Source organism: Pseudomonas sp. MG-9 (assembly GCF_018729515.1).
Lineage (GTDB): Bacteria > Pseudomonadota > Gammaproteobacteria > Pseudomonadales > Pseudomonadaceae > Aquipseudomonas > Aquipseudomonas serboccidentalis.
The window spans coordinates 237,309-263,524 of record NZ_JAHHZH010000006.1 but is presented as its reverse complement, the minus strand read 5'-3'; the positions used below and the strand labels follow the sequence as shown (position 1 = coordinate 263,524).

The 26,216-nt window shown below is 61.4% G+C and carries 23 protein-coding genes; 16 read left to right on the top strand and 7 right to left on the bottom strand.

The genetic code is table 11. The features are described 5' to 3' along the window. Positions 1-97: 97 nt before the first annotated feature. The 3 genes from KKQ10_RS17805 to KKQ10_RS17795 all read left to right on the top strand — a co-directional run bounded on the left by KKQ10_RS17805 (position 98) and on the right by KKQ10_RS17795 (position 4,132). Positions 98-1,462, top strand: a complete 1,365-nt coding sequence (locus KKQ10_RS17805; RefSeq protein ID WP_127651170.1) for an MFS transporter — start codon at positions 98-100, stop codon at positions 1,460-1,462. Between the two features lie 11 nt (positions 1,463-1,473). Then, a complete protein-coding gene (gene garD, locus KKQ10_RS17800; RefSeq protein WP_127651169.1) occupies positions 1,474-3,027 on the top strand; it encodes a galactarate dehydratase in 1,554 nt (517 codons plus the stop codon). A gap of 163 nt (positions 3,028-3,190) precedes the next feature. Next, positions 3,191-4,132: an AEC family transporter gene (locus KKQ10_RS17795; protein WP_127651168.1), complete on the top strand. Its 942-nt coding sequence runs from the start codon at positions 3,191-3,193 to the stop codon at positions 4,130-4,132. 82 nt (positions 4,133-4,214) lie between these two features. Here KKQ10_RS17795 and KKQ10_RS17790 read toward each other — a convergent pair whose 3' ends face one another. The 6 genes from KKQ10_RS17790 to gatC all read right to left on the bottom strand — a co-directional run bounded on the left by KKQ10_RS17790 (position 4,215) and on the right by gatC (position 9,567). Continuing rightward, positions 4,215-4,592 carry a carboxymuconolactone decarboxylase family protein gene (locus KKQ10_RS17790; protein ID WP_127651167.1) on the bottom strand — a complete coding sequence of 126 codons (378 nt, stop codon included), beginning with the start codon at positions 4,590-4,592 and terminating at the stop codon, positions 4,215-4,217. Next, a complete protein-coding gene (locus KKQ10_RS17785; protein WP_127651166.1) occupies positions 4,589-5,650 on the bottom strand; it encodes a calcium/sodium antiporter in 1,062 nt (353 codons plus the stop codon). The genes KKQ10_RS17790 and KKQ10_RS17785 overlap by 4 nt, the downstream gene beginning before the upstream one ends. A 46-nt stretch (positions 5,651-5,696) precedes the next feature. Then, positions 5,697-6,071 (bottom strand): septal ring lytic transglycosylase RlpA family protein, encoded by a 375-nt coding sequence (locus KKQ10_RS17780; RefSeq protein ID WP_215501830.1) that lies wholly within the window; start codon positions 6,069-6,071, stop codon positions 5,697-5,699. Between the two features lie 148 nt (positions 6,072-6,219). After that, a complete protein-coding gene (gene gatB, locus KKQ10_RS17775; protein WP_215501829.1) occupies positions 6,220-7,665 on the bottom strand; it encodes an Asp-tRNA(Asn)/Glu-tRNA(Gln) amidotransferase subunit GatB in 1,446 nt (481 codons plus the stop codon). A gap of 146 nt (positions 7,666-7,811) precedes the next feature. Then, entirely contained in the window at positions 7,812-9,263 is a 1,452-nt protein-coding gene (gatA, locus tag KKQ10_RS17770) for an Asp-tRNA(Asn)/Glu-tRNA(Gln) amidotransferase subunit GatA (protein ID WP_215501828.1), read from the bottom strand. A gap of 16 nt (positions 9,264-9,279) precedes the next feature. Further along, positions 9,280-9,567 carry an Asp-tRNA(Asn)/Glu-tRNA(Gln) amidotransferase subunit GatC gene (gene gatC, locus KKQ10_RS17765; protein ID WP_003221657.1) on the bottom strand — a complete coding sequence of 96 codons (288 nt, stop codon included), beginning with the start codon at positions 9,565-9,567 and terminating at the stop codon, positions 9,280-9,282. A 211-nt stretch (positions 9,568-9,778) separates the two neighbouring features. On the opposite strand from gatC, the gene mreB reads away from it, so the two are divergent. The 8 genes from mreB (at position 9,779) to tldD (ending at position 21,052) form a co-directional block, all read left to right on the top strand. Then, positions 9,779-10,816: a rod shape-determining protein MreB gene (gene mreB, locus KKQ10_RS17760; RefSeq protein WP_002555108.1), complete on the top strand. Its 1,038-nt coding sequence runs from the start codon at positions 9,779-9,781 to the stop codon at positions 10,814-10,816. A 142-nt stretch (positions 10,817-10,958) separates the two neighbouring features. After that, positions 10,959-12,092, top strand: a complete 1,134-nt coding sequence (gene mreC / locus KKQ10_RS17755) for a rod shape-determining protein MreC (RefSeq protein ID WP_127651162.1) — start codon at positions 10,959-10,961, stop codon at positions 12,090-12,092. Beyond that, entirely contained in the window at positions 12,092-12,583 is a 492-nt protein-coding gene (gene mreD, locus KKQ10_RS17750) for a rod shape-determining protein MreD (protein WP_127651161.1), read from the top strand. Before mreC ends, mreD begins: the two co-directional genes overlap by 1 nt. A 37-nt stretch (positions 12,584-12,620) precedes the next feature. Then, positions 12,621-13,217 carry a Maf family protein gene (locus tag KKQ10_RS17745; protein ID WP_215501827.1) on the top strand — a complete coding sequence of 199 codons (597 nt, stop codon included), beginning with the start codon at positions 12,621-12,623 and terminating at the stop codon, positions 13,215-13,217. Between the two features lie 58 nt (positions 13,218-13,275). After that, positions 13,276-14,733: a ribonuclease G gene (gene rng, locus KKQ10_RS17740; protein ID WP_064585972.1), complete on the top strand. Its 1,458-nt coding sequence runs from the start codon at positions 13,276-13,278 to the stop codon at positions 14,731-14,733. Positions 14,734-14,808: 75 nt separating this feature from the next. Further along, positions 14,809-18,612: a YhdP family protein gene (locus KKQ10_RS17735; RefSeq protein WP_215501826.1), complete on the top strand. Its 3,804-nt coding sequence runs from the start codon at positions 14,809-14,811 to the stop codon at positions 18,610-18,612. Between the two features lie 132 nt (positions 18,613-18,744). Beyond that, on the top strand, positions 18,745-19,605 hold the full coding sequence (locus KKQ10_RS17730; RefSeq protein ID WP_127651158.1) for a carbon-nitrogen hydrolase family protein: 861 nt from the start codon (positions 18,745-18,747) through the stop codon (positions 19,603-19,605). Positions 19,606-19,609: 4 nt separating this feature from the next. Then, positions 19,610-21,052 carry a metalloprotease TldD gene (gene tldD / locus KKQ10_RS17725; RefSeq protein ID WP_215501825.1) on the top strand — a complete coding sequence of 481 codons (1,443 nt, stop codon included), beginning with the start codon at positions 19,610-19,612 and terminating at the stop codon, positions 21,050-21,052. A gap of 93 nt (positions 21,053-21,145) precedes the next feature. Here tldD and yjgA read toward each other — a convergent pair whose 3' ends face one another. Then, on the bottom strand, positions 21,146-21,670 hold the full coding sequence (yjgA, locus tag KKQ10_RS17720) for a ribosome biogenesis factor YjgA (RefSeq protein ID WP_007961589.1): 525 nt from the start codon (positions 21,668-21,670) through the stop codon (positions 21,146-21,148). Between the two features lie 102 nt (positions 21,671-21,772). On the opposite strand from yjgA, the gene pmbA reads away from it, so the two are divergent. The 5 genes from pmbA (at position 21,773) to KKQ10_RS17695 (ending at position 26,198) form a co-directional block, all read left to right on the top strand. Further along, the gene (gene pmbA, locus KKQ10_RS17715) at positions 21,773-23,125 is read left to right on the top strand and encodes a metalloprotease PmbA (protein WP_215501824.1); all 1,353 of its coding nucleotides are present in this window, start codon (positions 21,773-21,775) and stop codon (positions 23,123-23,125) included. Between the two features lie 215 nt (positions 23,126-23,340). Next, complete coding sequence (locus KKQ10_RS17710; protein ID WP_215501823.1) at positions 23,341-23,736, top strand: FagA protein; 396 nt, start codon at positions 23,341-23,343, stop codon at positions 23,734-23,736. Next, positions 23,729-25,117, top strand: a complete 1,389-nt coding sequence (locus KKQ10_RS17705; RefSeq protein WP_215501822.1) for a class II fumarate hydratase — start codon at positions 23,729-23,731, stop codon at positions 25,115-25,117. The genes KKQ10_RS17710 and KKQ10_RS17705 overlap by 8 nt, the downstream gene beginning before the upstream one ends. 27 nt (positions 25,118-25,144) lie before the next feature. Then, positions 25,145-25,585, top strand: coding sequence for a DUF2753 family protein (locus tag KKQ10_RS17700; protein ID WP_003221677.1), 441 nt, complete (start codon positions 25,145-25,147; stop codon positions 25,583-25,585). 1 nt (position 25,586) lies between these two features. Next, complete coding sequence (locus KKQ10_RS17695; protein WP_215501821.1) at positions 25,587-26,198, top strand: superoxide dismutase; 612 nt, start codon at positions 25,587-25,589, stop codon at positions 26,196-26,198. Positions 26,199-26,216 lie beyond the last annotated feature (18 nt).

The following is a 26,216-nucleotide window of genomic DNA, read 5'->3' as shown; positions in this document are numbered from 1 at the left end:
ATCAAAAGATCGCAGCCTGCGGCAGCTCCTACAGGGAGCAAGCGAATACACAACAGATTCACCCGCGCATAAAAATAATCAGTGGGAGTACATCTACATGCAATCGTCCAAGCCGACTCACGTCCGCTATTTGATCCTGCTCATGCTGTTTCTGGTGACCACGATCAACTATGCCGACCGCGCGACCATCGCCATCGCCGGTTCCAGCCTGCAAAAAGACCTCGGCATCGACGCGGTCACCCTCGGCTATATCTTCTCCGCATTCGGTTGGGCCTACGTCGCCGGGCAAATTCCCGGTGGCTGGCTGCTCGATCGCTTCGGCTCGAAAAAAGTCTATGCCCTGAGCATCTTCACCTGGTCGCTGTTCACCGTGCTGCAAGGTTTTGTCGGTGAATTCGGCATGTCCACGGCCATTGTGGCGCTGTTCATGCTGCGCTTTCTGGTGGGGCTGGCTGAGGCGCCATCCTTCCCGGGTAACGCACGCATCGTAGCGGCGTGGTTCCCGACTGCTGAACGCGGCACCGCTTCGGCGATCTTCAACTCGGCGCAATACTTTGCCACCGTGTTGTTCGCACCGCTGATGGGCTGGATCGTCTACAGCTTCGGCTGGGAACACGTGTTCATCGTCATGGGCGTGTTCGGCATCGTTTTCTCGGGGATCTGGCTCAAGGTTATCCACAGCCCGCGTCAGCACCCGATGGCCAACGAAGCGGAAGTGCAGTTCATCGCCGACAACGGCGGCATGGTCGACATGGACCAGAAGCAAGGCAAAAAGGCTGACGGGCCGAAGTGGGATTACATCCGCCAGTTGCTGACCAACCGCATGATGCTCGGCGTGTACCTGGGCCAGTACTGCATCAACGGCATCACCTATTTCTTCCTGACCTGGTTCCCGGTGTACCTGGTGCAGGAGCGTGGGATGACCATTCTCAAGGCCGGTTTCATCGCTTCGTTGCCGGCAATCTGCGGCTTCATTGGTGGTGTGCTCGGCGGGGTGATTTCCGATTACCTGCTGCGCAAAGGGCATTCGCTGACCTTCGCCCGCAAGGCGCCAATCATCGCCGGTTTGCTAGTGTCCAGCAGCATCGTGGCCTGCAACTATGTCGACGTTGAATGGATGGTCGTGGGTTTCATGGCGTTGGCATTCTTCGGCAAAGGCGTGGGCGCGCTGGGCTGGGCGGTGGTCTCCGACACCTCGCCAAAACAGATCGCCGGTCTGAGCGGTGGCCTGTTCAACACCTTCGGCAACATCGCCTCGATCACCACACCGATCGTGATCGGCTACATCATCAGCTCCACCGGTTCGTTCAAATGGGCACTGGTGTTCGTCGGCGCCAACGCACTGGTCGCGGTGTTCAGTTATCTGGTGATCGTCGGCCCGATCAAACGGGTGGTGCTCAAAGAGCCGCCAACCAACGGTGGTTCTGAAGCCACCGGCAAATTGTCTCAAGCGCATTCCTGAGGAGCGGCGTCATGCAGTTGATTGAACATTCCGACTCGCCGCGCTACATCCGCCTGCACGAGCGGGACAACGTAGTGATTGTGGTCAACGACCAGGGCGTGCCGGCCGGCACCGAATTCCCCGACGGTCTGGTGACCGTGGATTTCGTCCCGCAAAGCCACAAGGTCACGCTGGAAGACATACCCGAGGGCGGCCAGGTGATTCGCTACGGTCAGGTGATTGGCTATGCGTTGCAGCCGATTCGCCGCGGCAGTTGGGTCAAGGAAGATCAACTGCGCATGCCGACCGCGCCGCCGCTGGACAGCCTGCCGCTGTCCACCGAAGTGCCGGCCGCTCAGGCGCCACTGGAAGGCTTCACGTTCGAGGGTTACCGCAACGCCGACGGCACCGTCGGCACGCGCAACATTCTCGGGATTACCACCACGGTGCAGTGTGTCACCGGGGTGCTCGATCACGCGGTGAAGCGTATCAAGGACGAGTTGCTGCCGAAATATCCGCACGTCGATGACGTGGTCGCGCTGACCCACAGTTACGGCTGCGGCGTGGCGATCACCGCCACCGATGCGTATATCCCGATCCGCACCGTGCGCAACCTGGCGCGCAACCCGAACCTGGGTGGCGAGGCGCTGGTGATCAGCCTCGGCTGCGAGAAATTGCAGGCCGGGCAGGTGATGCACGAGGACGATGCGTCGGTCGACTTGAGCGAGCCGTGGCTGTATCGCCTGCAGGATTCCAGTCACGGTTTCACCGAGATGATCGAGCAGATCATGGCGCTGGCTGAAGTCCGCTTGAAGAAGCTCGACCAGCGTCGTCGCGAGACCGTGCCGGCCTCCGAGCTGATCCTCGGCATGCAGTGCGGCGGCAGCGATGCGTTTTCCGGGATCACCGCCAACCCGGCGCTGGGCTACGCCTCGGACCTGCTGCTGCGCGCGGGCGCGACGGTGATGTTTTCCGAAGTCACCGAAGTGCGCGATGCGATCTACCTGCTGACCTCCCGCGCCGAGACGCAGACCGTGGCGCAGGAGCTGGTGCGCGAAATGGACTGGTACGACCGCTATCTGGCCAAGGGCGAAGCGGATCGCAGTGCCAACACCACCCCAGGCAACAAGAAAGGCGGGTTGTCGAACATTGTCGAGAAGTCCCTGGGCTCGATCGTCAAATCCGGCAGCAGCGCGATCAACGGCGTGCTCGGCCCGGGCGAGCGCTTCAAGCGCAAGGGCCTGATTTTCTGCGCGACCCCGGCCAGTGATTTTGTCTGCGGCACGTTGCAACTGGCGGCGGGGATGAACCTGCATGTGTTCACCACCGGGCGTGGTACGCCGTATGGCTTGGCGATGGCGCCGGTGGTCAAGGTTTCGACCCGGACCGAACTGGCGCAACGCTGGCCGGACTTGATCGATATCGACGCCGGACGGATTGCGACCGGGCGGGCGACTATCGAGGAGTTGGGCTGGGAGCTGTTTCACTACTATCTGGATGTGGCGAGCGGCAAGCAGCAGACCTGGGCGGAGAAGCACAAGCTGCATAACGACATCACCCTGTTCAATCCGGCGCCGATTACCTGAGACTGAGGTGCCTGTATTAAAAGATCGCAGCCTGCGACAGCTCCTGCATTGGATTTGCGTTTCTCTGTAGGAGCTGCCGCAGGCTGCGATCTTTTGATCTTCATGTGAGGCTCAGTGGCTTATCATTAACCCCTGACGACGCTCACCCAAAGGCTCTCCCGGCATGCTGGCAATCTTCCTCGAAACCCTGAACATCACCGCGCCGGTGTTTGCCATGCTGTTTCTGGGGGTGTTGCTCAAGCGCATCGACTGGATCAACGACAACTTCATCCACACCGCCTCGTCGCTGGTGTTCAACGTCAGCATGCCGGCGCTGCTGTTTCTCGGCATTCTGCATGCGGATCTGCACGCGGCGCTGCAACCGGCGTTGCTGATCTATTTCGCGGTTGCCACGCTGGCGAGTTTTGCCTTGGCCTGGGGCTGGGCGATCATCAAGTGCCCGCGCGAAGATCGCGGCATCTACACCCAGGGCGCGTTTCGCGGCAACAACGGGGTGATCGGCCTGGCGCTGGCGGCGAGCATGTACGGCGACTACGGGATTTCCCTCGGGGCGATTCTCGCGGCGCTGGTGATCCTGTTTTACAACACGCTGTCGACCATTGTGCTCGCGGTGTACAGCCCGGTGATCAAGTCCGATCCGTGGAGCATCTGCAAAAGCGTCTTCAGCAACCCGTTGATCATCAGCGTGATTGCGGCGGCGCCGTTTGCCTGGTTCAAGATCAGCCTGCCGGGCTGGCTGGAAACCTCCGGCCAGTACCTGGCACAAACCACCTTGCCGCTGGCGCTGATCTGTATTGGCGGCACGCTGTCACTGGCGGCGTTGCGCAAGAGCGGGAGCATGGCGCTCAGCTCCAGCCTGGTGAAGATGATCGGTTTGCCGCTGCTGGCGACGCTCGGCGCATGGTTGTGGGGTTTTCGCGGGGCGGAGCTGGGGATTCTGTTTCTGTACTTCGGCAGCCCGACGGCGGCAGCCAGTTTCGTCATGGCCCGGGCGGCGCAGGGTAATCATGAACTGGCGGCGGCGATCATTGTGCTGACCACGCTGATGGCGGCGGTGACCACCAATGTCGGGATCTTTCTGTTGCAGTGGGGTGGGTGGATCTGACGGGCAAGATCAAAAGATCGCAACCTGCAGCTCCTACAGGAAAATGCATTCCAATGTTGGAGCTGCCGCAGGCTGCGATCTTTTAGCTTTTCTGGTAACTGTCGATCACTTCCTGCGCCGCGCGAAACGCATCGATCGCCGCCGGCACCCCGGCGTACACCGCGCAATGCAGCAGCGCCTCGCGGATCTCTTCGACGGTGCAGCCATTGTTCAGCGCACCGCGCACGTGGCCTTTCAATTCCTGCGGGCACTTCAATGCCGTCAGCGCGGCAAGGGTGATCAGGCTGCGGGTCTTGAGCGGCAAACCTTCGCGATTCCACACGCCGCCCCAGGCGTGTTCATTGACGAAGTCCTGCAACGGCTGAGTGAACTCGGTGGCATTGCCCAGCGCGCGATCAACGAACGCATCGCCCATTACCTGGCGGCGGATTTCAACCCCGGATTTCTTCGAATCGGTCATGGCACATCCCTCTTGTGGTGTTGGCGGCGCCAGGCGCGTACGGACGTGAACAACAGGAACGCCAGCAGCGTCGGCAGCACGTAAAACAGCATCAGCTTTTCGAGTCTGCCGGCCAGCGGCATGCCGGTGGTGAACGACACCACATGCAGCCCGTAAGCCAGGTACAAACCGAGCAGCAACAAACCTTCGGCGCGGGTCACGCGGTAGCCGGAATAAAACACCGGCAGGCACAGCGCGGCGACGCCGAGCATCACCGGCAAGTCGAAATCCAGTGCGTTGGGCGATACCGACAGTGGCGTCGGCGCGATCAGCGCGGTGACACCAAGCACCCCCAGCAGGTTGAACAGGTTGGCGCCGATCACGTTGCCCACCGCAATGTCGCGCTGACCGCGCAATGCCGCGATCAGCGAGGTGGCGAGTTCCGGCAGCGAGGTGCCGACCGCGACCACCGTCAGGCCGATCACTCGCTCGGAGAAGCCCAGGTCGGTCGCCACCGCCACCGCCGCGCCCAGCAGCAAATGCCCGGCGAACACCAGCATTGCCAGGCCGACAACGATCATCAGCAGGCTGCTGAACCACGGTGCTTGCGGGGTTTGTGGCAATTCGGAATGCGGCCGGGCCGAGTGCCGCGACTGGCGTAGCAGCAAGCCCAGATACAGCGCCAGTGCGGCGAGCAGCAGGACGCCGTCGAAGCGGCCGATCTGTTCATTCCAGGCGAGGACGAACACCAGCAGGCTGGCGCCGATCATCAGCGGAATGTCCAGGCGCACCAGTTGCCGCGAGACCCGCAGCGGAATGATCAGCGCCGACAGGCCGAGGGTCACGAGGATGTTGAAGATGCTGCTGCCGATCACGCTGCCGACGGCGATGTCGGGGTTGTGCGCCAGCGTCGCCTGCAGGCTGACGGCCATCTGCGGGGCACTGCTGCCGAGGGCGACGATGGTCAGGCCGATAATCAGGGGGCGCACATGCAGGCGCGCCGCCAGACGCACGGCGGCACGCACCATCAGTTCGGCGCCGACGATCAGCAGGAACAAACCGCTGAGCAGTTCGATCACGTTGATCAGCGGTAAATCGGCAAGAGCAAAAATGGTCAGCGCTCCATCAGTCGTCGAGGGCCTGTATGCGCACCCGTGCCGTGCCGCTGCTGAGCATGCCGAGACGTTCGGCCGCTTCGCGCGAGACATCGATCAAGCGGCCACGGGTGTGCGGTCCGCGATCGTTGATGCGCACAATGCAGGATTTTTCGTTTTTCAGGTTGGTGACCTTCACCCGCGTGCCGAACGGCAGTTGGCGATGGGCGGCGGTCAGGGAATTCTGGTTGAACGCTTCGCCGCTGGCGGTGCGCTTACCGTGGTGCCTGGCGCCATAGTAGGAGGCGACGCCGGTCTGGTCGTAACCGTGCGGGTCGATGATGTCGTTGCTGGCGCAACCGGCCAGTAGAGAGAGCAGGGCAAAAAGGCTGAGCAGACGCTTCATTCAAGGTTTCCCAAAAACAAATGCAGGAGTGAGCCTGCTCGCGATAGCGCAATGTCAGACACCGGAAAAGTGACTGTCAAATCGCTATCGCGAGCAGGCTCACTCCTACAGGGGATGGAGCCAGGCTGTTTGTCTGGCTCCATTTTCATCAGCCTTCGAGCTTGCTTTTCAGCAGTTCGTTCACTTGCTGCGGGTTGGCCTTGCCTTTGGAGGCTTTCATGGCCTGGCCCACAAAGAAGCCGAACATCTTGCCGCGTTTGGCTTCGTCGGCCGCACGGTACTGCTCGACCTGCTCGGCGTTGGCCGCGAGCATTTCGTCCAGTACGGCGGAGATCGCGCCGGTGTCGGTCACTTGCTTGAGACCGCGCTTGTCGATGATCTCATCCGCCGTGCCTTCGCCGTTGGCCATCGCTTCGAACACCACCTTGGCGATCTTGCCGGAGATGGTGTTGTCCTTGATGCGCTGCAGCATGCCGCCCAACAGCTCGGCGGAGACTGGCGAATCCTCGATGTCCAGGCCTTGCTTGTTGAGCAGGCTGCCCAACTCGACCATCACCCAGTTCGCCGCCAGTTTGGCGTCGCCGCCGATGGCTGCGACTTTCTCGAAGTAGTCCGCTTGCTCACGGCTGGTAGCCAGCACGTTGGCGTCGTAGGCCGACAGACCGAACTGGCTCTGGAAGCGCTCGCGTTTTTGCGGCGGCAGTTCCGGCAGGGTGGCGCGCACCTCGCCCAGGAACGACTCTTCGATGACCACCGGCAACAGGTCCGGATCGGGGAAGTAACGGTAGTCGTTGGCTTCCTCTTTGGAACGCATCGGACGGGTCTCGTCCTTGTTCGGATCGTACAGACGGGTCTGCTGGATCACTTTGCCGCCGTCTTCGATCAGCTCGATCTGACGCTGGATCTCGGAGTTGATCGCCTTCTCGATGAAGCGGAACGAGTTGACGTTCTTGATCTCGCAGCGGGTGCCGAACTCGACCTGGCCTTTCGGGCGTACCGACACGTTGCAGTCGCAACGCAGCGAACCTTCGGCCATGTTGCCATCGCAGATGCCCAGATAACGCACGAGTGCGTGGATCGCCTTGACGTAAGCCACGGCTTCCTTGGCGTTGCGCATGTCCGGCTCGGACACGATTTCCAGCAGTGGCGTGCCGGCACGGTTCAGGTCGATGCCGGTGGCACCGTTGAATTCTTCGTGCAGACTCTTGCCGGCGTCTTCTTCCAGGTGCGCACGGGTGATGCCGACACGTTTGACGGTGCCGTCTTCCAGCGCGATGTCCAGGTGGCCCTTGCCGACGATCGGCAATTCCATCTGGCTGATCTGGTAGCCCTTCGGCAGGTCCGGGTAGAAGTAGTTTTTACGCGCGAACACGTTGTGCTGACCGATCTCGGCGTCAATCGCCAGACCGAACATCACCGCCATGCGCACCGCTTCCTGGTTCAGCACCGGCAACACGCCGGGCATGCCCAGGTCGATCAGGCTGGCCTGGGTGTTCGGCTCCGCACCGAACTGGGTGGAACTACCGGAAAAGATTTTCGATCGGGTAGTGAGCTGAGTATGAATCTCCAGCCCGATCACGACTTCCCATTGCATGTGTGTCTCCTAGCCTTTTGCTGGGGATTTTGAAACGTCACGAGCGAAGGTAAGGCAAGGCGAAAACTGGCGAGTAAGCGGAGTTGACGTTAGTCAATGAGCATTACGAGCCAGTTTTCAACGCAGCATTACCGAGCGCAGCAGTTTCAAAACCCCTGCGGGGTGCGGGTGTGCCAGTCAGTGTGTAACTGATACTGGTGGGCAACGTTCAACAGGCGACCTTCCTGGAAATACGGCGCGAGCAACTGCACGCCAACCGGCAGACCGTCGACAAAACCGGCCGGCATCGACAGGCCCGGCAGGCCCGCGAGGTTGGCGGTGATGGTGTAGACGTCTTCCAGATAGGCAGCGACCGGGTCGCTGTTCTTGGCGCCGAGCTTCCAGGCCGGGTTCGGCGTGGTTGGGCCGAGGATGATGTCGACCTCATTAAAGGCTGCCATGAAGTCGTTCTTCACCAGACGACGGATCTTCTGCGCTTTCAGGTAGTAGGCGTCGTAGTAACCGGCGGACAGCGCGTAGGCACCGACCATGATCCGGCGCTGCACTTCGGTACCGAAGCCTTCGCCACGGGAGCGCTTGTACAGGTCGATCAGGTTTTCCGGGTTCTCGCAGCGATGGCCGAAGCGCACGCCGTCGAAACGCGACAGGTTCGAGGAGGCTTCTGCCGGCGCGATTACGTAGTACGCAGGAATCGCGTGCTGCATGTTCGGCAGGCTGATTTCCTTGATCACGGCACCGAGCTTTTGCAGCTCTTGGATGCTGTTCTGGATCAGTTCGGCGATACGCGGGTCCAGACCGGCGCTGAAGTATTCCTTCGGCACGCCGATGCGCAGGCCTTGCAGCGAATCGCCGAGGCTGGCGGAGTAATCCGGAACCGGCTCATCGATGCTGGTGGAGTCGTTCTGATCGAACCCGGCCATACCTTGCAACAAAATCGCGCAGTCTTCGGCCGTGCGTGCCAACGGGCCGCCCTGATCGAGGCTGGAGGCGTAAGCGATCATGCCCCAGCGCGAAACTCGACCGTAGGTCGGTTTCAGGCCAGTCAGGTTGGTGAATGCCGCCGGCTGACGGATCGAACCGCCGGTGTCAGTGGCCGTGGCCGCTGGCAACAGACGAGCGGCAACCGCCGCCGCCGAACCGCCGGACGAACCGCCTGGCACGTGTTCCAGGTTCCACGGGTTTTTCACCGCGCCATACCAGCTCGACTCGTTGGCCGAACCCATGGCGAATTCGTCCATGTTGGTCTTGCCCAGGGTCACGGCGCCGGCAGCGGCCAGTTTCGCCACCACGGTGGCGTCGTACGGCGCCTTGAAGTTGTCGAGCATCTTCGAGCCGCAGCTGGTGCGGATGCCCAGAGTGCAGAACAGGTCCTTGTGGGCGATCGGCGCACCCAGCAGGGCGCCGCTCTCACCGTTGGCCCGGCGCGCGTCGGCGGCTTTCGCCTGCTCAAGCGCCAGCTCTTCGGTGAGGCTGATGAAGCTGTTGAGCTGCGGATCGAGCTGGGTGATACGCGCCAGCAGGACTTTGGTCAGCTCTTCGGAGGAAAACTTTTTATCGGCGAGACCGCGGGCGATCTCGGCCAGAGTCATTTGATGCATTGCAGGCTCTTTCCCTTTAGTCGATGACTTTCGGAACCAGATACAGGCCGTTTTCGACCGCTGGTGCGATGGACTGATAGGCCTCGCGATGATTGGTCTCGGTCACGACGTCGGCGCGCAGGCGCTGACTGGCTTCCAGCGGGTGGGCCAAAGGCTCGATACCGTCGGTATCGACGGCCTGCATTTCGTCGACCAGCCCGAGAATGCTGTTGAGGGCGGAAGTAATGTGCGGAAGATCGGCATCATTAAGACCTAGACAGGCCAAATGTGCGATTTTTTCCACGTCGGAGCGTTCTAGCGCCATCGGGATTCTCCAGTGGAAAACAGAACGGACGGCGTCCGTGTGTTAGATTGTCGGAACACTACCGCACTTCTACGGTCATAAGGCCGCGATTGTGGGGCTTGGTGCACAGAAAAGCGGCCAATTTAACATATTGGCGCCTTGCCCAAAATCCCTGTCGTTGTTAGAGTTTGCCGCACTTTTTTACCCACGCGTTGCCTAGGGTCCCTTTCCCATGTTCAAGAAACTGCGTGGCATGTTTTCCAGCGATCTTTCCATTGACCTGGGCACTGCCAACACCCTTATTTACGTGCGCGAGCGCGGTATCGTCCTGAATGAGCCATCGGTTGTGGCCATTCGGACACACGGTAACCAGAAAAGTGTCGTAGCTGTCGGCACCGAAGCCAAGCGCATGCTCGGCCGTACGCCGGGCAACATTGCTGCCATTCGTCCGATGAAGGACGGCGTGATCGCCGACTTCAGCGTCTGCGAAAAGATGCTGCAATACTTTATCAACAAGGTTCACGAAAACAGCTTTCTGCAGCCCAGCCCTCGTGTGCTGATCTGTGTTCCATGCAAATCCACCCAGGTTGAGCGTCGTGCCATCCGTGAATCGGCCCTTGGCGCCGGTGCTCGTGAAGTGTTCCTGATCGAAGAGCCGATGGCTGCTGCGATCGGTGCCGGCCTGCCGGTTGAAGAAGCACGCGGTTCGATGGTCGTCGATATCGGTGGTGGTACCACTGAAATCGCGCTGATCTCCCTGAACGGTGTGGTCTATGCCGAATCCGTACGCGTTGGCGGCGACCGCTTCGACGAAGCGATCATCACCTACGTGCGCCGCAACTACGGCAGCCTGATCGGTGAATCGACTGCCGAGCGCATCAAACAGGAAATCGGTACGGCCTACCCGGGCGGCGAAGTTCGCGAAGTCGACGTTCGCGGTCGCAACCTGGCCGAAGGCGTTCCACGCGCATTCACCCTGAACTCCAACGAAGTGCTGGAAGCTCTGCAAGAGTCGCTGGCAACCATCGTTCAGGCCGTGAAGAGCGCCCTGGAGCAATCGCCGCCGGAACTGGCTTCCGACATCGCCGAGCGTGGCCTGGTGCTGACCGGTGGTGGCGCGCTGCTGCGTGACCTCGACAAGCTGCTGGCCCAGGAAACCGGTCTGCCGGTGATCGTTGCCGAAGACCCGCTGACCTGCGTTGCTCGCGGCGGTGGCCGTGCATTGGAAATGATGGACAAGCACACCATGGACCTGCTCTCCAGCGAATAACTCGCCGGTTTGCAATACGTGGGTGAGCGCGCAGGCAGCACTTTGCAGTGCTGCCTGTTGGCGTTTATCTTCTGTCAGTCTTCATCCAGGCCGGTTTGATGCCGTATGAATAAACAGAACATTTGCCTGGGAGGAGCGGCTTATTAAACCGCTTTTCGCCAAGGGCCCTTCGCTGGGTGTGCGCCTGTTGGTGCTGGCCGTGCTGTCGGTCGCGCTGATGGTGGTCGATGCCCGCTTCAGTCTGCTCAAGCCTGCACGCAGCCAGATGTCGCTGGTGCTGATGGACGCCTACTGGATCACTGACCTGCCCGGACGGTTGTGGGACGGTGTTGCCAGTCAGTTCGGCAGTCGCACCGAACTCGTCGCCGAAAACGAAAAACTCAAGACCGAGAACCTGCTGTTGCAGGGGCGCATGCAGAAGCTTGCCGCCCTCACCGAGCAGAACGTTCGGCTGCGCGAGTTGCTCAATTCCTCCGCACTGGTCAACGAAAAGGTCGAAGTGGCCGAGTTGATCGGCATGGACCCCAATCCCTTCACCCACCGCATCATCATCAATAAAGGTGAGCGCGATGGCGTGGTGCTCGGTCAACCGGTGCTCGATGCGCGCGGTCTGATGGGCCAGGTGGTCGAGTTGATGCCGTACACCTCCCGTGTGCTGCTGCTGACCGACACCACTCACAGCATTCCGGTGCAGGTGAACCGTAACGGTCTGCGGGCGATTGCCAGTGGCACCGGTAACCCGGAACGCCTGGAGCTGCGCCACGTCGCCGACACCGCGGACATCAAGGAAGGCGACCTGCTGGTCAGTTCCGGTCTGGGTCAGCGCTTTCCGGCCGGTTACCCGGTGGCGACGGTCAAGGAAGTTATCCACGACTCCGGCCAGCCGTTCGCGATTGTCCGCGCCGTGCCGACGGCTGCGCTGAACCGCAGTCGCTACCTGCTGCTGGTGTTCAGCGACAACCGCACTGCCGAAGAGCGCGCCAACGATGCCGCGCAAGCCCAGGAAAATCTTGATGCGCAGGGCGGTGGCCCGGTGATTCCGGCCACGGTGCCGAAAACCGTGACGCCGCCCGCAGCAGCGCCTGCACCTGCCGCGACCGCCGCTCCGGCCACCAGCGCCACGCCGGCCAAACCGGCCGCCAGCAAGCCGCCTGCGCAAGCCAAACCACCTGCAGCCACGCCCGCGAACAGCAGGCCTGCGGCGTCCCAGCCGGCGGCTCGACCAGCGGCCAAACCGCCTGTCACTGCGCCGGCCACTACCGGGAGACAAGAATAATGGTTGGGGCTACCGCTTCCCGTAACGGCTGGATGGTCTGGCTGACGTTTCTTATCGGCCTGCTGCTCAGCGTGTCGCCGATGCCGCAATTCATGGAAATCCTGCGTCCGCTGTGGCTGGCGCTGCTCTTGACGTTCTGGGCTCTGGCGCTGCCGCAAACCGTCGGCATGGTCACGGCGTTTTGCCTGGGGCTGGCCGAAGATGTGCTGTACGGCACGCTGCTTGGGCAGAACGCCTTGATCCTGACGCTGATCACCTTCCTGGTGCTGTCGTTGCAGCAGCGCCTGCGAATGTTCCCGATATGGCAGCAATGCCTGGTGATCCTGGTGATCTTCGGTCTCGCACAGCTGGTTCAGCTGTGGCTCAGCGCCCTGACCGGCAACCGTCAGCCAACCCTGGCCCTGGTGCTGCCGGCATTGACCAGTGCCTTGCTCTGGCCGTGGGTCAGCTTCGCTTTGCGTGGATTGCGCCGCCGCTACAAAATCAATTGATCCGGTGAGGCTGGGCACTGAACAGGGAGATGTTTTGATGAAGCCGCTGTACCTCGCCTCTGGATCGCCCCGTCGGCGTGAATTGCTCACGCAGATCGGCGTGCCATTTTCCGCCATCAGTGCGGACATCGATGAAACCCCGCTACCCGAAGAATCGCCTTCGGCCTATGTCGAGCGCCTGGCGCGCGGCAAGGCCGAGGCTGGTCGCCGCACGCTCGCGTCCGACGCGGCGTTTTGCGTTCTGGGGGCAGACACCGCCGTGGTGCTCGACGGCAAAATTCTTGGCAAACCGGTGGACGAAGCCGAGGCATGCGCCATGCTGATGATGTTGTCCGGCAAGGAGCATGAGGTGCTGACGGCCATCGCCGTGCTGGAAGGTGAGCGCTGTGAGTCGCGAGTGGTGCGCAGTCTGGTGCGGTTCCGCCCGATCAGTCGCGACGAAGCCGCCGCCTACTGGGCCAGCGGCGAGCCTCGGGACAAGGCCGGCGGTTATGGCATTCAGGGCCTGGGCGCGGTGTTTGTCGCGGGCCTCAACGGCAGCTATTCGGCCGTGGTCGGGCTACCGGTTTGCGAAACCGCAGAACTGTTGGGCCATTTCGGCATACCCTGTTGGCAAAACCTGCACGCGCAATGAGCGTCGTACGAATCAAGATGCGGCCATTATCGTGAACATGCCTGAACGAGATCCTGCCATGAGTGAAGAGATTCTGATCAACATCACGCCGATGGAGTCGCGTGTGGCGGTGGTCGAAAACGGTGTGCTGCAAGAAGTCCATGTCGAGCGCACGCAAAAACGCGGGATCGTCGGCAACATCTATAAAGGCAAGATCGTGCGAGTGCTGCCGGGCATGCAGGCGGCTTTCGTCGACATCGGCCTGGACCGCGCCGCGTTCATTCACGCCTCGGAAATTTCCTTGCGTGAAGGGCCGGCGGTCGAGAGCATCAGCTCGCTGGTGCACGAAGGCCAGAGTCTGGTGGTGCAAGTCACCAAGGACCCGATCGGTTCCAAAGGCGCGCGGTTGACCACGCAACTGTCGATCCCGTCGCGCTATCTGGTGTACATGCCGCGCACCGCCCACGTTGGCATTTCCCTGAAAATCGAAGACGAAGCCGAGCGTGAGCGCCTCAAACAGGTGGTCAGCGATTGCGTGGCCAAGGAAGGGATCAAGGAGGCCGGTGGCTTCATCCTGCGTACCGCCGCCGAAGGCGCCGGGGCCGATGAAATCCTCATGGACATCCGCTACCTGCGGCGCCTGTGGGATCAGATCAATGCGCAGATCCAGACCATCGGCGCGCCGAGTGTGATTTATGAAGACCTCGGGCTAGCCCTGCGCACCTTGCGTGACCTGGTCAGCCCGAAGATCGAGAAGATCCGCATCGACTCCCGGGAAACCTTCCAGAAAACCACGCAGTTCGTCGCTGAACTGATGCCTGAAATCGCCGATCGCCTGGAACACTACCCGGGCGAGCGGCCGATTTTCGACCTGTATGGCGTCGAAGACGAAATCCAGAAAGCCCTTGAGCGCAAAGTGCCGCTCAAGTCCGGCGGCTATCTGGTGGTCGATCCGGCGGAAGCCATGACCACCATCGACGTCAACACCGGGGCATTCGTCGGTCATCGCAATCTTGAAGAAACCATCTTCAAGACCAACCTCGAAGCTGCCACCGCGATTGCCCGTCAGCTGCGCCTGCGCAATCTGGGCGGGATCATCATCATTGACTTCATCGACATGGAAGATGAAGAGCACCAGCGTCAGGTGCTGCGTACCCTGGAAAAACAGCTCGAGCGTGATCACGCCAAGACCAACATCATCGGCATCACTGAGCTGGGCCTGGTGCAGATGACCCGCAAGCGCACCCGCGAAAGCCTGGAGCAAGTGCTGTGCGAGCCGTGCAGCAGTTGCCAGGGCCGCGGCAAGCTGAAGACCCCGGAAACCATCTGTTACGAAATCTTCCGCGAGATTCTGCGTGAAGCCCGTGCCTATCAGGCCGAGGGTTATCGGGTGTTGGCGAACCAGAAAGTGGTGGATCGACTGCTTGATGAAGAATCCGGTAACGTCGCCGAGCTTGAAGGGTTCATCGGTCGCACCATACGCTTTCAGGTCGAAACCATGTATTCCCAGGAACAATATGACGTGGTGCTGCTCTGAACCCCTGCGGCACATTTAATCCTCAACGGCTGGCCTCAGCTTTTCGCAGTTTTTTCGCCATGGGAGCCAACTGACATGGAGCGTCTGACACGCATTCTGGCCGCACTTACCCGCTGGGGGTTGGGCCTGTGCGCGTTGGTTCTGGTGTTGATGGCGTTGTACGTCAGCCTCGGTCGGGAACTGACGCCGCTGGTGGCGGAGTACCGCGCGGACATCGAAGACAAGGCCAGTGCCGCCCTTGGCATGCCGCTACGGATCGGCGAACTGGAAGGTAACTGGAGCGGATTTGCGCCGATCCTGCTGGCCCATGACGTGATGGTCGGCGACGGCGCCAATGCTTTGCGTCTGGACCGGGTGCGCGCCGTGCCGGATCTCTGGGCCAGCCTGCTGGCGCGCGAAGTACGCATCGCCCATCTGGAATTGAACGGTCTGAAGATCAGCCTCAAGGAAGCGCAGGACGGCACCTGGGCGCTGGAAGGTTTGCCGGTGCAGAACGATCAGCCGCTCAATCCCGAGCAACTGTTCAACCGCTCGCAGATGATTCAGCAACTGTCGGTGCTCGACAGTCAGGTGACCGTGCTGCCGCTGGACCACGCGCCGATGACGTTCACCTACGTCGGCCTCAACCTGAAAACCGGTGCCAGCCGGCAGCGTCTCGATGCGCGATTGACCTTGCCCGACGGGCAACCGGTGGCCATGAGCCTGCGCACACGGATCCGCCCCACGCAGTTGCCCGACAGCTCGGTGGAGGGTTATGTCAGCCTGCCGCAAAGCGACTGGTCGAAGTGGTTGCCCGAGCGTTTGACCCAGCAGTGGAATTTTTCCCGGATAAAGGCTGGTGGCGAGCTCTGGGTGAACTGGAATGACGGCGCCCTGCAGAGCGCCGCCATTCGTTTGAATGCGCCACAACTGAACGGCGCCTATGCCGAGCGCAAGCCGATCCAGATCAACAATCTGGCGCTCAACGGCTACTACCAGCGCGGCGATGACGGCGCGACCGTTACCCTTGATTCACTGGCGATGAACTTCGGCGAGACCCGCTGGGAATCCCATGTGCAGCTCAAGCAGACGGCAGCCACCGATAAAGTCGAAGAACTCTGGCATTTGCAGGCTGATCGCCTCGATCTGACGCCGATTACTCCGCTGCTGAATGCGCTGGGGCCGTTGCCGGAAGGTTTCGCTACCGTCGTCGACCACCTGAAAGTGACAGGTGGGCTGCGCAATGTGCTGCTGGATTTTCGTCCCAACGCCACCGACGGCTCGAAATTCAGCTTCGCTGCCAATCTGGATCAAGTCGGTTTCGACGCCTATCACGGTGCCCCGGCGGCGCGAAACGTCAGTGGCAGCCTCAGCGGCAACCTCGACGGTGGCGAGTTGCGCATGGACAGCAAGGATTTTGTCCTGCACCTCGATCCGATCTTCGCCAAGCCATGGCAATACATTCAAGCCAACGCCCGGTTGACCTGGAAACTCGACAAGGACGGTTTCACCCTGATCGCGCCGTACCTGAAGGTGCTCGGCGAAGAGGGCAAGATTGCTGGCGACTTCCTGATTCGCCTGCATTTCGACCATACCCAGGAAGACTACATGGACCTGCGCGTCGGCCTGGTCGATGGCGACGGTCGATACACTGCCAAATACCTGCCCGAAGTCCTCAGCCCGGCCCTCGACGAATGGCTGCGTACGGCGATCCTCAAGGGTGCGGTGGACCAGGGCTTCTTCCAGTACCAGGGTTCGCTGAGCAAAAATGCCAAGGACGTTGATCGCAGTATCAGCCTGTTCTTCAAGGTGCATGATGCCGAGCTGGCGTTCCAGCCGGGCTGGCCGCACGTGAGCAAGGTCAGCGGCGATGTGTTCATTGAGGACAGCGGTGTGCGCATCGTGGCCGACAAGGGCCAGTTGCTCGACACCCAGGTCAGCGATGTTTTCGTCAACATTCCCCATGTACCGGCCGGGCAGCCCGTGCATCTGTTCCTCGACGGCGGTTTTGCCGGCGGTTTGGGCGATGGTCTGAAAATTCTGCAGACCGCACCGATCGGCACCGGAGAAACCTTCGCCGGTTGGGAAGGCGAGGGCGATCTGCAGGGTAAGGTCAAACTCGACATCCCGCTGGAAAAGGGCGATCTGCCGAAGATCCTCGTCGACTTCAAGACCGCCAATGCGCGCCTGAAACTGGCCGAGCCGAAGCTTGAGCTGAGCCAGCTCAAGGGGGATTTCCGCTTCGACAGCGCCAAGGGCCTGAGCGGGCAGAACATCGCCGCCAGGGCTTTCGACAAGCCTGTGACCGCGCAGATTTTCGCTGATGGCAGCCCGAACAGGCTCAAGACTCGGGTCGCGGCTTCCGGGCAGGTCGAGGTCAAGAAACTCACCGACTGGCTGGGCGTGACGCAGCCGTTGCCGGTGTCTGGGACCATTCCTTATCAGTTACAGGTCAACCTTGACGGTACCGACAGTCAGCTGACCGTCAGTTCCAGCATGAAAGGCGTGGCGGTGGATCTGCCAGCGCCGTTCGGCATGTCGGCCGAGCAGGGCCGTGACACCGTGTTTCGCATGACCCTGCAAGGCCCGGAGCGGCGTTACTGGGTCAGTTACGATCAACTGGCGAGCTTCACCTTCGCCGCGCCACCGGGCAATATCGCTGATGGCCGGGGCGAGCTGTTCCTCGGTACGGGCGACGCGGTCCTGCCGGATGCCAAGGGCCTGCGTATACGCGGTGTGCTGTCTGAGCTGGATGTCGGGCCGTGGCAGGATCTGGTCAACAAATACGCCGGTAACGATCCGGGTGGCAGCGCCAAGCAACTGCTCAACAGCGCCGATTTCAAAGTGGGCAAGCTCAGCGCATTCGGCACCATGCTCGATCAGGCTGCGGTGCAGGTCAATCGCAAACCGTGGGCGTGGAACCTGTCGCTCGACAGTCAGCAGGCCAAGGGTTCGGCCAGCCTTCCCGATGCCAAAGGCGCACCGATTGCGGTCAATCTGCAATACGTGCGGCTGCCGGCGCCGGACCCGGCGGTGCAGGCCGATGAGAATTCGCCCGATCCGCTGGTTTCCGTCGACCCGACGAAGATTCCCGCGCTGGATATCACCATCAATCAATTGTTTCTGGGCCAGGATCTGGTCGGCGGCTGGTCACTGAAGGTGCGTCCGACAGCCAAAGGCATCGCCCTGAACAACCTCGACATGGGCCTCAAGGGCATCCTGTTGCAGGGCAATGGCGGCTGGGAAGGTGCGCCGGGCTCGACCAACAGCTGGTTCAAGGGCCGGATCAGCGGCAAGAACCTCGCTGACGTGCTCAAAGGCTGGGGCTTTGCGCCAAGCGTGACCAGCGAAGAGTTCCACATGGACGTCGATGGCCGCTGGCCAGGCTCGCCGGCATGGCTGGCGACCAAGCGCTTCTCCGGCACCCTGGATGCCTCGCTCAATAAAGGTCAGTTCGTTGAAGTGGAGGGCGGCGCGCAGGCGTTGCGGGTGTTCGGTCTGCTCAACTTCAACTCCATCGGTCGCCGACTGCGTCTGGACTTCTCCGACTTGTTTGGCAAAGGCTTGAGCTACGACCGGGTCAAGGGCCTGCTGGTGGCCAACGCCGGTGTGTATGACACTCGCGAGCCGATTCGCCTGACCGGTCCGTCGAGCAACATTGAACTCAACGGTACGCTGGACCTGGTCCGTGAGCAGGTCGATGCCAAGTTGCTGGTGACGTTGCCGGTGACCAACAACCTGCCGATTGCGGCGCTGATCGTCGGCGCGCCGGCGGTCGGCGGGGCGTTGTTCCTGATCGACAAGCTGATCGGTGATCGCGTGGCGCGCTTCGCCAGCGTCAAATACACCGTCAAAGGGCCGTGGAAAGAGCCGAAAATCACCTTCGACAAGCCTTTTTAACTAGCAGAAACTACCCCTTGGTAGGAGCTGCCGAAGGCTGCGATCTTTTGATTTGGTTTTTTAGAGTCAGATCCAAAGATCGCAGCCTTCGTCAGCTCCTACAAAGTTAGGTGCAGATCCCGAGGAGCGGCCATGTCTTTAGCGGTGATTCAAATGGTCAGCCAGAGCGATGTGCTGGCCAATCTGGCCCAGGCCCGACGCCTGCTCGAGCAGGCCGCGGCCGGCGGTGCGAAGCTGGCAGTGCTGCCGGAAAACTTCGCCGCCATGGGCCGTCGCGACATTGCCGACATCGGCCGCGCCGAAGCGCTCGGCGAAGGCCCGATCCTGCCATGGTTGAAACAGACCGCCCGTGACCTCAAGTTATGGATAGTGGCCGGCACGTTGCCGTTGCCGCCACTTGGGCAGCCGGACGCCAAGTCCCACGCCTGTTCGCTGCTGGTCAACGATCAGGGGGAAACCGTGGCGCGGTATGACAAGTTGCACCTGTTCGACGTCGATGTGGCGGACAATCGCGGGCGGTATCGCGAATCCGATGACTATGCTTATGGCAGTGGTGTCGTGGTGGCGGATACGCCGGTCGGCCGGGTCGGTCTGACCGTGTGCTATGACCTGCGTTTTCCGGAGCTGTACAGCGAGTTGCGCGCCGCCGGTGCTGAGTTGATCACGGCGCCATCGGCGTTTACGGCGGTGACCGGTGCAGCGCATTGGGACGTGCTGATTCGTGCCCGGGCCATCGAGACTCAGTGCTATGTGTTGGCGGCAGCACAGGGCGGGACCCACCCGGGGCCGCGGGAAACCTTCGGTCACGCAGCGATCATCGATCCGTGGGGCCGGGTGCTGGCGCATCAGGATCAAGGCGAAGCGGTGTTATTGGCCGAACGCGACAGTGATGAACAGGCGTCTATCAGGGCGCGAATGCCGGTGACGAATCATCGGCGGTTTTTCTCGCAGGGCGCACAGCGGCCTGCTTCAGAACATGAATTTAAGGCGTAAACCTATGAGCGAGTTGTTGTCCTCAGTCAGTGATCACCTGTTGGCGCCCGGCGGCGTGACCATCGAGAGCCTGCAAGGCGTGCTCGGTGACCTGGCAGGCCCGGGCATCGATGCGGCCGACCTGTATTTTCAGGGCCAGATCTCCGAGTCGTGGTCGCTGGAAGACGGTATCGTCAAGGAAGGCAGCTTCAACCTCGACCAGGGTGTCGGGGTGCGTGCGCAGTCCGGTGAGAAAACCGGTTTTGCCTACAGCAACGCGATCACCCTCGAAGCCCTCGGCGCTGCGGCCCGTGCTGCGCGTTCGATCTCCCGTGCCGGGCAGAACGGCACGGTGCAGGCATTCACCACTCAGGATGTCGCGCAGTTGTATGCGCCGGACAACCCCCTGGAAGTGCTGAGCCGCGCCGAGAAAGTCGAGTTGCTCAAGCGCATCGATGTCGCCACGCGCGCCCTCGATCCACGGATTCAGCAGGTCAGCGTGAGTATGGCCGGGGTCTGGGAGCGTATTCTGGTGGCGTCCACCGACGGTGGTCTGGCCGCCGATGTGCGTCCGCTGGTGCGTTTCAATGTCAGTGTGATCGTCGAGCAGAATGGTCGTCGCGAGCGCGGCGGGCATGGCGGTGGCGGGCGGACCGATTACCGTTATTTCCTCGCTGAAGACCGCGCCATGTCGTATGCCCGTGAAGCGCTGCGTCAGGCCCTGGTGAACCTGGAAGCGATTCCGGCACCGGCCGGTACCTTGCCGGTGGTATTGGGTTCGGGCTGGTCCGGCGTGCTGCTGCACGAAGCGGTCGGCCACGGTCTGGAAGGTGACTTCAACCGCAAGGGCAGCTCCGCCTACAGCGGGCGCATGGGCGAAATGGTTGCTTCCAAGCTGTGCACCATCGTCGATGACGGCACGCTGAGTGGTCGTCGCGGCTCGCTCAGCGTCGACGACGAAGGCACCCCGACCGAGTGCACCACACTGATCGAAAACGGCGTGCTCAAGGGTTACATGCAGGACAAGCTCAATGCGCGCCTGATGGGCGTGGCCCGTACCGGCAACGGTCGTCGCGAGTCCTACGCGCATCTACCGATGCCGCGCATGACCAACACCTACATGCTCGGCGGCGAAAGTGATCCGGCGGAAATCATTGCTTCGGTGAAGAAAGGTATCTACTGCGCCAACCTTGGCGGCGGTCAGGTCGACATCACCAGCGGCAAGTTCGTGTTTTCCACCAGCGAGGCGTACCTGATCGAAGACGGCAAGATCACCGCGCCGGTCAAGGGCGCGACGTTGATCGGCAACGGCCCCGAGGCGATGAGCCGAGTGTCGATGGTCGGTAACGATCTGGCGCTGGACAGCGGTGTGGGCACGTGTGGCAAGGACGGGCAGTCGGTGCCGGTGGGTGTCGGTCAGCCGACGCTGAAGATCGATGCGATTACCGTGGGTGGCACGGGCGCATAAATAAACTGGCTGTAGGAGCTGCCGCAGGCTGCGATCTTTGCTTTTAAAAGATCAAAAGATCGCAGCTGCGCCAGCTCCTGCAGGGGCGAGATATCAACGCAGACCGCGTTGCGTATCGTCCAGCTCACGGATGTACTTGAAGATCTTGCGGCTGGAAGCAGGAGGTTTGTTGTGTGCAACCTCGTGCTGAGCCTGACGGATCAGGGAACGCAACTGCTGGCGATCGGCGTCCGGGTACTCGACGACGAATTTCTCCAGCACGGCATCGTCACCGGCGATCAGGCGGTCGCGCCAGCGTTCGAGATTATGGAAACGCTCGTTGTACTGACGGGTGGAGGCATCGAGTTGATCGAGCAGGACCAGAATCGCGTCAGTGTCCTGATCGCGCATCAGTTTGCCGATGAACTGCAGGTGCCGTTTACGCGCGATGTTCGCGGTGTGCTTGGGCGCATCGGCCAGAGCCCGGCGCAAAGCGTCGGTCAATGGCAGTTTTGCCTGCAAGTCGGGCTTGAGTGTTGTAAGGCGCTCGCCAAGGTCAACCAGAGCATGCAGCTCGCGTTTGACCTGAGATTTGCTTTTTTCTCCCGTATCGAGGGAGTCGTCGTAAGAATCAACCATGGTGGCAGTCCGCAAAGAAACGCCGCCATGATAACCAGTCGGGGGCCGCTTGTCCGGCCCGGTCGCTCGATGACCCCAGCCGAAAGCAGAATTTGAGTGGAGATGAGCATGAGTGCAGTTCAAAGCGTCGGCCCGCAGGCATTGCCGGCACTGCAGGAACAGGTCGAGCAGATCATCGCCGAAGCCAAGCGTCAGGGCGCCAGTGCCTGCGAAGTCGCGGTATCGCTGGAGCAGGGTTTGTCGACGTCGGTGCGCCAGCGTGAGGTCGAGACGGTCGAGTTCAACCGCGACCAGGGCTTTGGCATCACCCTGTACGTCGGCCAGCGCAAAGGCTCGGCCAGCACGTCCGCCACCGGGCCTGATGCGATTCGCGAAACGGTTGCCGCCGCACTGGCGATCGCCAAACACACCTCTGAAGACGAAGCCTCGGGCCTGGCCGATGCGGCGCTGATGGCCAAGGATCAACAGGATTTCGACCTGTTCCACGAATGGGACATCACCCCGGAGCAGGCCATCGAGAAGGCTTTGCTCTGTGAAGCGGCCGCGTTCGACGCCGATGCGCGGATCAAGAACGCCGACGGCACCACCCTCAGCACCCATCAGGGCTGCCGTGTGTACGGCAACAGTCACGGTTTCATCGGCGGTTACGCGTCGACCCGGCACAGCCTCAGTTGCGTGATGATCGCCGAGGCCAACGGCCAGATGCAGCGCGATTACTGGTATGACGTCAATCGCCAGGGCAGCCTGCTGGCCGATCCTGCGAGCATTGGCCAGCGTGCCGCGCAGCGGGCAGCGAGCCGTCTGGGTGCGCGTCCGGTGCCGACTTGCGAAGTGCCGGTGCTGTTTTCCGCCGAGTTGGCGGGCGGGTTGTTCGGCAGCTTTCTGTCGGCGGTGTCTGGCGGCAGTCTGTATCGCAAATCGTCGTTCCTGGAAGGCACGCTGGGGCAGAAGCTGTTTCCGGAATGGCTGACCATCGACGAGCGTCCGCACCTGATGCGCGCCATGGGCAGTGCGTCGTACGACGGTGATGGTCTGGCCACCTACGCCAAACCGTTCGTCGAGAAAGGCGAGTTGGTGTCGTACATCCTCGGCACGTACTCCGGGCGCAAACTCGGCATGCCGAGCACCGCCAACGCGGGTGGCGTGCACAACCTGTTCGTGACCCACGGCGATGAAGACCAGGCGGCACTGCTGCGGCGGATGGGGCGTGGCCTGTTGGTCACCGAATTGATGGGCCACGGTCTGAACATGGTCACCGGCGACTATTCGCGTGGTGCGGCGGGTTTCTGGGTCGAGAACGGCGAAATCCAGTTCGCGGTGCAGGAAGTGACCATCGCCGGCAACATGCGCGACATGTTCAAGCAGATCGTCGCAGTCGGTAACGATCTGGAGCTGCGCAGCAACATTCGTACAGGCTCGGTGTTGATCGAGCGGATGACGGTGGCGGGCAGCTAAGCCCCCAGTCCGTCACGCCAAAAGGCGCGCCATCCAGTCGGATGGCGCGCCTTTTTTATGTCCGCCCTGTAGGGGCTGCCGCAGGCTGCGATTGATTTTGCTTTTAAAGACAAGATCAAAAGATCGCAGCCTGCGGCAGCTCCTACAAAAGCACTCTTGTTTTGGTTCTCATTATCATCTAATAATAAATCTCATCTCCGCACGAGTCCCGGATCATGAGTTCTGCCTTGCACGAGCAGCCGTACCTCGAAAGCTGGCGCTGGATGAGTCGCCAGATCCGCTGCGCGATGGATCCTGACGAACCGCGCCTGATCGAACATTACCTGGCTGAAGGCCGTTATCTGGCCTGCTGCACGGCCACATCCCCCTGGACCATCGCTGAAACCTCCTTCTGTCTGCTGTTCGACACGGCCAGCGACATCGCCTTGCCGTGGCACTGGCGCAGCCTGTGTCTCGATCAAGCCTGGCGCCCGTTGCGTGACATGGAGCGCCTGTCGCTGTGCAACTGCCGGCTCCAGCGTTGGCAGCGCTACACCTGGCAACTGGCGACCTGCGAGTTGCTTCCCTCGATTCCTCTTATTGAATTAGTCCAAGGATTTACCGATGAGTAGTATCTACCATCAGACACGTATTGAGCGCGACAGCATGGGCGAACTGCAGGTGCCGATGGACGCTCTCTATGGCGCGCAGACCCAGCGTGCAGTGGATAACTTCCCGATCAGCGGCAAGCCGATGCCGACCCAATTCATTCGCGCGCTGATCCTCGCCAAAGCGGCCGCCGCACGGGCCAACGTCGAACTCAATCAGCTCAGTGCGGCGCAAGGCAAAGCCATCTGCGATGCCGCACAAAGTCTGCTCGAAGGCGACTTCATGCAGCATTTTCCGGTGGATATCTTCCAGACCGGCTCCGGCACCAGCTCGAACATGAACGCCAACGAAGTGATCGCGACCCTCGCCAGCCGTCTGCTCGACGAGCCGGTCAATCCGAACGATCACGTCAACTGCGGCCAGAGCAGCAACGACATCATCCCGACCACCATCCACGTCAGCGCCGCCCTGGCGTTGCACGAACAACTGCTGCCGGCGCTGTTGCACCTGGTGCAGGTGATCGAACAGAAAGCCGAGCAAGTGCACCACCACGTCAAAACCGGCCGCACGCACTTGATGGACGCGATGCCGGTGCGCATGAGCCAGGTGCTCAATGGCTGGGCGCAGCAGCTCAAGGCCAACATCGCTCACCTGCAGGATTTGCTGCCGAGCCTGCAATCGCTGGCGCAGGGCGGTACGGCGGTGGGGACCGGGATCAATGCGCCCCCGGAATTCGCTGCACGTTTCAGTCGCCAACTGAGTCAGTTGACGAATGTGCAATTCACTCCGGGCAAGGACCTGTTTGCGCTGATCGGCTCGCAGGACACCGCCGTTGCTGTCTCCGGCCAGCTCAAAGCCACGGCCGTGTCGCTGATGAAAATCGCCAACGACCTGCGCTGGATGAACTCCGGCCCGCTCGCCGGTCTGGGTGAAATCGAACTCGAGGGCCTGCAACCGGGCTCGTCGATCATGCCGGGCAAGGTCAACCCGGTGATCCCGGAAGCCACCGCAATGGTAGCCGCCCAAGTGATCGGCAACGACTCGGTGATCACCATCGCCGGCCAGTCGGGCAACTTCGAGCTGAACGTGATGCTGCCGATCATCGCCCAGAACCTGCTGAGCAGCATCGAATTGCTGGCCAATGCCAGCCGTCTGCTCGGCGACAAGGCCATTGCCAGCTTCAAGGTCAACGAGTCGCGGATCAAGGAAGCGCTGGCGCGCAACCCGATTCTGGTCACCGCGCTCAATCCGATCATCGGCTACCAGAAAGCCGCCGACATCGCCAAGCAGGCCTACAAGCAAGGTCGTCCGGTGATCGACGTTGCACTGGAGCACACCGACCTGTCACGCAGCCAGCTGGAAGAGTTGCTCAATCCCGAGAAACTCACCGCCGGCGGCGTGTAACCCCCGCAACCGCTTTGGAGGTTCACCATGGAGCACTGGAAACGCACGATCGAACGGGCCAATCGCTGCTTCATGCTCGGCGAGCTGATCGATGCCCGCGAGGCTTACCTGCAAGCCCTGGCCCTGGCGCAAGTGCTGTTCGAACGCTGGGCCGATGCCGACGAAGCGGTGGCGGCCTGCGTCATCTCCCACCACAACCTGGCGGATCTGCATTTGCGTCTGAACCAGCCGGAGGAGAGCGCCGAGTACCTCTGCGCGATTCATCAGCGGCTGCTGCAGACCATGCAGGATGAGCGCCTGCGCCCGGCCCTGCGGGAAGCGGCGTTGCGCCAGAGCAGCAAGACCTATGTCGAGCTGCTGAATTTCATCAGCGAGCACGGCGAATATCCGCGCACCCAGCGCCTGCTGCACCCGGATACCGGCAATGCGCGCCGCGCGCCAGCCTCACATCACCATGGAGTCCACTGAAATGGCTTTTACCTTGCCTGCCTTGCCGTACGCCTATGACGCCCTGGAACCGCATATCGATGCGCAAACCATGGAAATCCATTACACCAAGCACCACCAGACCTACATCAATAACCTCAACGCGGCAGTCGAAGGCACCGAGTTTGCCGAGTGGCCGGTCGAGAAATTGGTCGCCAGCGTTCAGCAACTGCCGGAAAAACTCCGCGCGGCAGTGATCAACCAAGGCGGCGGACACGCCAACCATTCGCTGTTCTGGGAAGTCATGGTGCCCAACGGCGGCGGCAAGCCAGGCGGTGTGCTGGCCGAGGCGATTGATGAACAACTGGGCGGGCTCGACAGTTTCAAGGAAGCGTTCACCAAAGCCGCGCTGACCCGTTTCGGCAGCGGTTGGGCCTGGCTGAGCGTGACACCCGGCAAGCAGTTGGTGGTGGAGAGCAGCGGCAACCAGGACAGCCCGCTGATGAACGGCAATACGCCGATTCTCGGTCTGGACGTCTGGGAGCACGCCTACTACCTGCGTTATCAGAACCGTCGCCCGGAATACATCAGCGCGTTCTACAACGTGATCAACTGGCCTGAAGTCGCCGCGCGCTATCAGGCCGCACTGGTTTAAGTCATCTATAAAAACAAT